Below are 5,707 nucleotides of genomic sequence, written 5' to 3'. Positions count from 1 at the left end.
GCGGCAACCATCATCGGGGTTTTGACGTAGCCCGGATGGACCGAATTGGCACGGATGTTCTGGTCGCCGTATTCGACGGCAACCTGCTTGGTCATGCCGCGCACCGCGAACTTGCTGCCAGCATAGGCGAGATTGGGTGTGCCGACATTGGCGATCATGCCCGAGGTCGAGGAGATGTTCACGATCGAGCCGCCGCCGCTGGCGACCATCGAGGGCAGGACCGCGCGCATGCCCAGAAACACGCCAGTCTGGTTGACCGCGCAGACATGCGCAAAATCGGCCGCTGAAAGGTCGGCCGTCTTGGCGATCGTGCCGATGATCCCGGCATTGTTGACCAGCACGGTGACCCGACCAAAGCGGGCTTCTCCTGCTGCGACGACTTCTGCCCAGTCGGCTTCGCTGGCGACATCGTGCTTCACAAACATGGCTTGGCTGCCCAGCGCCTCGGCCAGCGCTTCGCCAGCTACGGCGTTTACGTCGGTGAGGATCACGCTGGCGCCTTCGGCAACAAAGGCCTTTGCGTGGGCTTCACCCATGCCTTGCGACGCACCCGTGATGATGGCGACCTTGCCTGACAATCTACCCATGACATCTCTCCACTTTGCCGGGCGCTTGCTCGCCTGATTGGCCAACGGGTTTATCCCGCATTGGTTTGATGGAGCGGCTCGGTCAGAAGCGGTGGTTCCTACGTGGCTTCGACGCCCACTTTTCGGATGCCTACGCTGTTGCCCGATCGATATGTGCGCTTACCATCTACTGCCACGATGAATATCGTTCACTGGTGTAATGTCAATGCCGTCGACATTGGGTGAGGGTCCATTTGTTCTGCGGCAGCAGGCCGAAGCAGGTCGGGTATTGCATTTATGGAACCGTGGTCTTGCCCTGGCGCCGTCCGCTCTGACTTACCAGAAATCTCACTTAGCAATTGATTAAATGCAATAAAATTTATGACTTTTGCCGACTTTGGGCACCCTCCTCGTTGCGGACTTCATGCTGGAATGCTGGGCTAGAGCAACAGTGGCGAGCTGGAGATCGCCGATTTTCAACTACAGTGTTGACAGGCCCAAGGTCCGAATCTATCAAGTGAACTGGCTAACTAAATCCGTTCGGGCGGGAATGATCCCCGACGCCGTTGCCAAGCCCGACATACCGGGCGGGCAAGGCGGCAAAGGCAGAATCCGAAGCATTCAAGGGAAGGGGATTTCCATGACCAAGCATAAGATTGGCATTGCATCCGCGTTGACAGCACTCGCTCTGGCAAATGCGACCGCTGCATACGCTCAGGCGGCGCAAGACGGGGCAGCTGCTAGCGATCCGTCGGGCGAGATCATCGTGACCGCGCAGCGCCGCGCCGAAGCGCTGGAGCGCACGCCCGTGGCCATCTCCGTGGTCAGCGGTGAAGCCCTTGCCAAGCGGGCAATCGTTACCGAAGCCGATCTTCAGGCCGCCAGTCCGGGCCTGATCATCCGCGCGGGTTACAACTCGAACCAGCTTAACTATGCCTTGCGTGGCCAGTCGCTCGATGCCTTCAGCGATACGCGCCCGGGTGTTCTGCCCTATTTCAACGAAATCCAGCTCGACGGTGTCGGCGGCGGTTCTTCGGCATTCTATGACCTGCAATCGGTGCAGGTGCTGAAGGGGCCTCAGGGCACGCTGTTCGGCCGCAATTCAACTGGCGGTGCCGTGCTCTTCACGTCGGTCAAACCGGACGAGAACTTTGGCGGGTACTTCAGCGGGCGCGTCGGCAACTATAAGTCCTATCAGCTTGAAGGCGCACTCAACGTGCCGCTGGCCGGTGACAGAGTGCTCGCTCGTGTGGCCGGGTTCTATGAAAAGCGCGATGGCTATCAGCGCAACCTGTTCAACAATACGCGCGCCGGCAATGTCGATCGCTATGGTCTGCGCGGCAGCCTCACCTTCAAGCTTTCCGACACGATCAAGAACGAACTCGTGGTCGACTATCTGCATTCCGGCGGCAACAGCCTGAGCGGGTTGATCGACAGCCTTGAGCCAACCGGGCTAATTCCGCTCATCGCACTGACCAATTTTGGCAATCAGGCGCAGTACAATTTCCTGATCAACGCGTTCACCGGCGGCGCCGCTGGCTGCAACGACACGACGAACAACTGCGCTGCCGCCTATGCTGCCGCCAACCCCAAGCTCGATCCCGGTGGTCTCGCGTCGTATCTGGCGACGCAGAAGGCACGTGGTCCTTACCAGATCGAATCTGATGGCCCGGCAGAGTATCGCGGCCGCAACATCATCATCTCCAACATCACCTCGTTCGAGGTCGCGCCGGATACCAAGATCCGCAACATCTTCGGCTACACCTATCTCCAGAATGGCATCAGGGGCGATATCGACGGCACGCCATTCGGCATCGATGACAACGGCGATGGCGGCAAGAACGACGACACGCGGCAGTATTCCGAAGAACTGCAGTTGGTCGGCAAAGCGTTCGGCGGAAATCTCGATTACGTGATCGGCGGCTTCCTCAGCCACGAAACCAACGTGAACGTGACGACCAGCCTTTTGCTGCAGTTCCCCCCGCTCACTTCGCGGACCAACTACAACAAGCTGACCACGCGCGACATGATCGCGGGCTATGCGCAGGGCACCTATGATCTGAGCGAGGCAACAGGCCTAGAAGGCCTCGGCATGACGATCGGCGCGCGTTACACGCACGAGAAGATCAAGTTCGATACGCTTGCGGCAGACACGGCCTTCAACGAGCCGCCAGCAGTCCAGGCGACGTTCGATTTCAATCAGCGCAAGTCCTTTGGTAATCTCAGCTGGACACTCGGTCTCCAGTATCAGGTCAATCCAAACTTGCTGATCTATCTTGCCTCGCGCCGCAGTTACAAGAACGGAGGCTACAACGGCATCCAGAATCCCAAGCCCGGTCTCGGTTCCGCTGGTGGCAATGAATATGGGCTCGAAACCCTGACCGACGCCGAAATCGGTATCAAGTATCGCGGCCAGATGGGCGGTGTTCCAGTCCAGTTCAATCTGGCTGGATATCAGAACTGGATCAAGGACGGGCAGCGCGTGGCCTACACGCTGCTGGGTTCAACGCCAGCTGCGGTAACCGTCAATGTTCCGTTCTCTAAGATCACCGGCTTTGAATTTGATGGTTCGATCCGGCCCGCATCCTGGCTGAACTTGGGTGGATCGCTGAACTACACCAATGCCCGTTTCACCGACAATCTCGTTTCCATAGGTGGCGGCGTGCCGGTCCCGTTCGCGACTTATCCTGATACGCCGAAATGGACGGGCTCGGCGTTCGGTGAAGTGACGGTCCCGGTTCGTGATTCGATGGAAGTCAGCTTGCGGTCGGATCTTTATGCTCAGTCGTTGTTCTGGTTCGCATCTACTGGAAACCGCAGCCCTGGCGCAAATATCAAGGGTTATACGCTGGTGAACTTCCGCCTCGGTCTGGCGGACACCAAGGCGGGTTGGTCGCTGTCAGCCAACCTCAAGAACGCCTTCAACCAGGTCTACTATGTGGGCGGTATTGCCACCGGAGAGTTGTTCCAGTTCAACACGGTGGTTCCGGGTGCGCCGCGCACGTTCATGGCCGAGCTGCGCTACAAGTTCTAAGGTCAAGGCCGGGTGGGTTCCCTCATCCGCCCGGCCCACGAAGCCCCGGACACAACGGGGCAAAGTCGAACGATATCAACCAGGAGAACACCGATGTCTGGCAAGCTTCGCTTTGGCGCTTTCTGCGGTCCCCACCATCCGCTGAACGAGAACCCGACGCTGACCTTGCAGCGCGATCTCGAGTTGGCGGAGCACCTCGAGTACCTTGGCTTTGACGAGCTGTGGTATGGCGAGCACCATTCGGCCGGGTGGGAGCTGATCGCCAGCCCCGAAGTGATGATCGCGGCAGCGGCCGAGCGGACCAAGCGCATCAAGCTGGGCTCGGCAGTGACCTCGGTACCCTATCACCATCCGCTGATGATCGCCGAGCGCTATAGCCAGCTCGATCACATGACTCGTGGCCGTGTGATGCTCGGCATGGGGCCAGGTTCGCTGGCCTCCGATGCCAAGATGATGGGCATTCCCGTCGCCAAGCAGCGCGACATGATGGACGAAGGCATTGACGTGCTCGTCCGTCTGCTGCGCGGTGAGACCGTAACGGCCAAGACCGACTGGTTCACGCTCGACAACGCGCGCATCCATATGACCCCCTATTCCCGGCCCGGGATTGAAATGATCGCGGCCAGCACCGTTTCCCCCACCGGCTCGCGCGCGTCGGGGCGCAACGGGATCGGCATGCTGTCGTTTGGCGCCACATCCGGTGGTGCGTTTGATGCGCTCTCGGCCAACTGGAACATCGCCGAGGATGTGGCCAAAGCCAGTGGCAAGACTATTGATCGCAAGAACTGGCGATTGGTTGCGCCGATGCATATTGCACCGACGCGTGAACAGGCCCGCAAAGAGGTCGAGTTCGGCGTCGAAGGCTGGGCCGACTACCTGCGCAACGTGGCAGCCTTGCCGATCGTTCCGGGTGGCGGCGATGTCATCGATGCGCTGATGAGCTCGCACATGGCGGTGATCGGCACGCCCGACGACGCCGTGGCGCAGATCAAGCGGCTGCAGGCACAGTCGGGCGGGTTCGGCACGCTGGTGCTGTTTGCCCACAACTGGGCCGATTGGACCGAAACCAAGCGCTCCTACGAGATGTTTGCCCGTTTCGTCATGCCGCAAGTCGACGATATGATCGACAACCGCGCCGTGTCGGAAGCCGAATGCCGCGCCAACCGGCCCGAACTGGCGGGACAGATTGGTGCCGCCATCCAGGACCGCATCCAGCGCCATATCGACGAGCATGGCCAAAAGGACATCGCGCCCGAACTCATCGCCGCGTTGCCTCCAAAAGCCTGACCCGAGGGGAAGGTTGCGGGCAGAGCGGTTGGCTCTGCCCAGCGCATTGGCAGCAAGAGCGAGACGCGCCCATGGATCTGTTCATCAAGCATTATGGGCTGCGGGCAACGGAAGGCGCCGTTTCGGCCTTGCGAGCGGAGCTCGGTCACCTCTCGCAGCGGATTGCCGAGCTTGATGGCGTGGTCGGGGTCGATCTCTTGCAAGACGAGGCGGATGCCAATCGCTTCATTTTCATCGAGCGCTGGCAATCGGCGGCAGTTTATGCCGAGGGCAGCCAGTTGCTCGACAAGGCGGTGTTCAAAGCCGTGTTTGCTCATCTTGGCGCGCCGCCCGAAGTTGCAACGCTGAAAGCGCTTGGCGCGGGCGGGGCTTGATTCGGCAGAACGCTTAAGCAGCAGCCAGTTCAAGCACCCCGCTGGCGCCGCCCACATAGGCCGGGATTGCACTGCTAAGCGTTACCGCATGGTCAAGTTGAAGCATCTCGACCGGCGAGAGTTTCGCCGCCATCTGGCCGATTTCAGGTGCCAATGATTGGAGGGCCGTGGTCAGATCCAGATTCTCGGGCATGGCAGAGACGACGAGCCGCGCGATCGCCTCGCTGGCAACGATCACCGCCGGCGAAAGCGTGCCTTCCCGGCTGGCCTTGTCATAGGCCTGCTTGCCCAGGAACATGGTTCGGATCATGTTTCGCGGCTCAGGACGCTGGATCAGGTGGGCAAACATCGACATTTCTGCACGGATTGCGCCATCAATCGGCTGCATCAGTCCAAACTCGACGCAATCGAGGATCGCGAGCGGGGCTGGTTCATGGCCGAGCATT

Annotated in this window: 5 protein-coding genes; 3 read left to right on the top strand and 2 right to left on the bottom strand. The window is 60.0% G+C overall.

The window, feature by feature from the left end; translation table 11 throughout:
- On the bottom strand, positions 1 to 587 hold a 587-nt coding region (locus tag Q0071_RS22020), incomplete at its 3' end, for an SDR family NAD(P)-dependent oxidoreductase (protein ID WP_298174703.1).
- A 619-nt stretch (positions 588 to 1,206) separates the two neighbouring features.
- On the opposite strand from Q0071_RS22020, the gene Q0071_RS22015 reads away from it, so the two are divergent.
- The 3 genes from Q0071_RS22015 to Q0071_RS22005 all read left to right on the top strand — a co-directional run bounded on the left by Q0071_RS22015 (position 1,207) and on the right by Q0071_RS22005 (position 5,261).
- On the top strand, positions 1,207 to 3,600 hold the full coding sequence (locus Q0071_RS22015) for a TonB-dependent receptor plug domain-containing protein (protein ID WP_298174700.1): 2,394 nt from the start codon (positions 1,207 to 1,209) through the stop codon (positions 3,598 to 3,600).
- Between the two features lie 93 nt (positions 3,601 to 3,693).
- On the top strand, positions 3,694 to 4,887 hold the full coding sequence (locus tag Q0071_RS22010; RefSeq protein WP_298174698.1) for an LLM class flavin-dependent oxidoreductase: 1,194 nt from the start codon (positions 3,694 to 3,696) through the stop codon (positions 4,885 to 4,887).
- A 71-nt stretch (positions 4,888 to 4,958) separates the two neighbouring features.
- Positions 4,959 to 5,261: an antibiotic biosynthesis monooxygenase gene (locus Q0071_RS22005; RefSeq protein ID WP_298174696.1), complete on the top strand. Its 303-nt coding sequence runs from the start codon at positions 4,959 to 4,961 to the stop codon at positions 5,259 to 5,261.
- A 13-nt stretch (positions 5,262 to 5,274) separates the two neighbouring features.
- Here Q0071_RS22005 and Q0071_RS22000 read toward each other — a convergent pair.
- Positions 5,275 to 5,707 (bottom strand): hypothetical protein (locus Q0071_RS22000; RefSeq protein WP_298174694.1); only part of this gene is annotated, 433 nt, incomplete at its 5' end.

The organism is Novosphingobium sp. (genome assembly GCF_027486195.1).
GTDB lineage: Bacteria > Pseudomonadota > Alphaproteobacteria > Sphingomonadales > Sphingomonadaceae > Novosphingobium.
The sequence above is the reverse complement of the archived record's forward strand: the minus strand, read 5'-3'. Positions and strand labels throughout refer to the sequence as shown.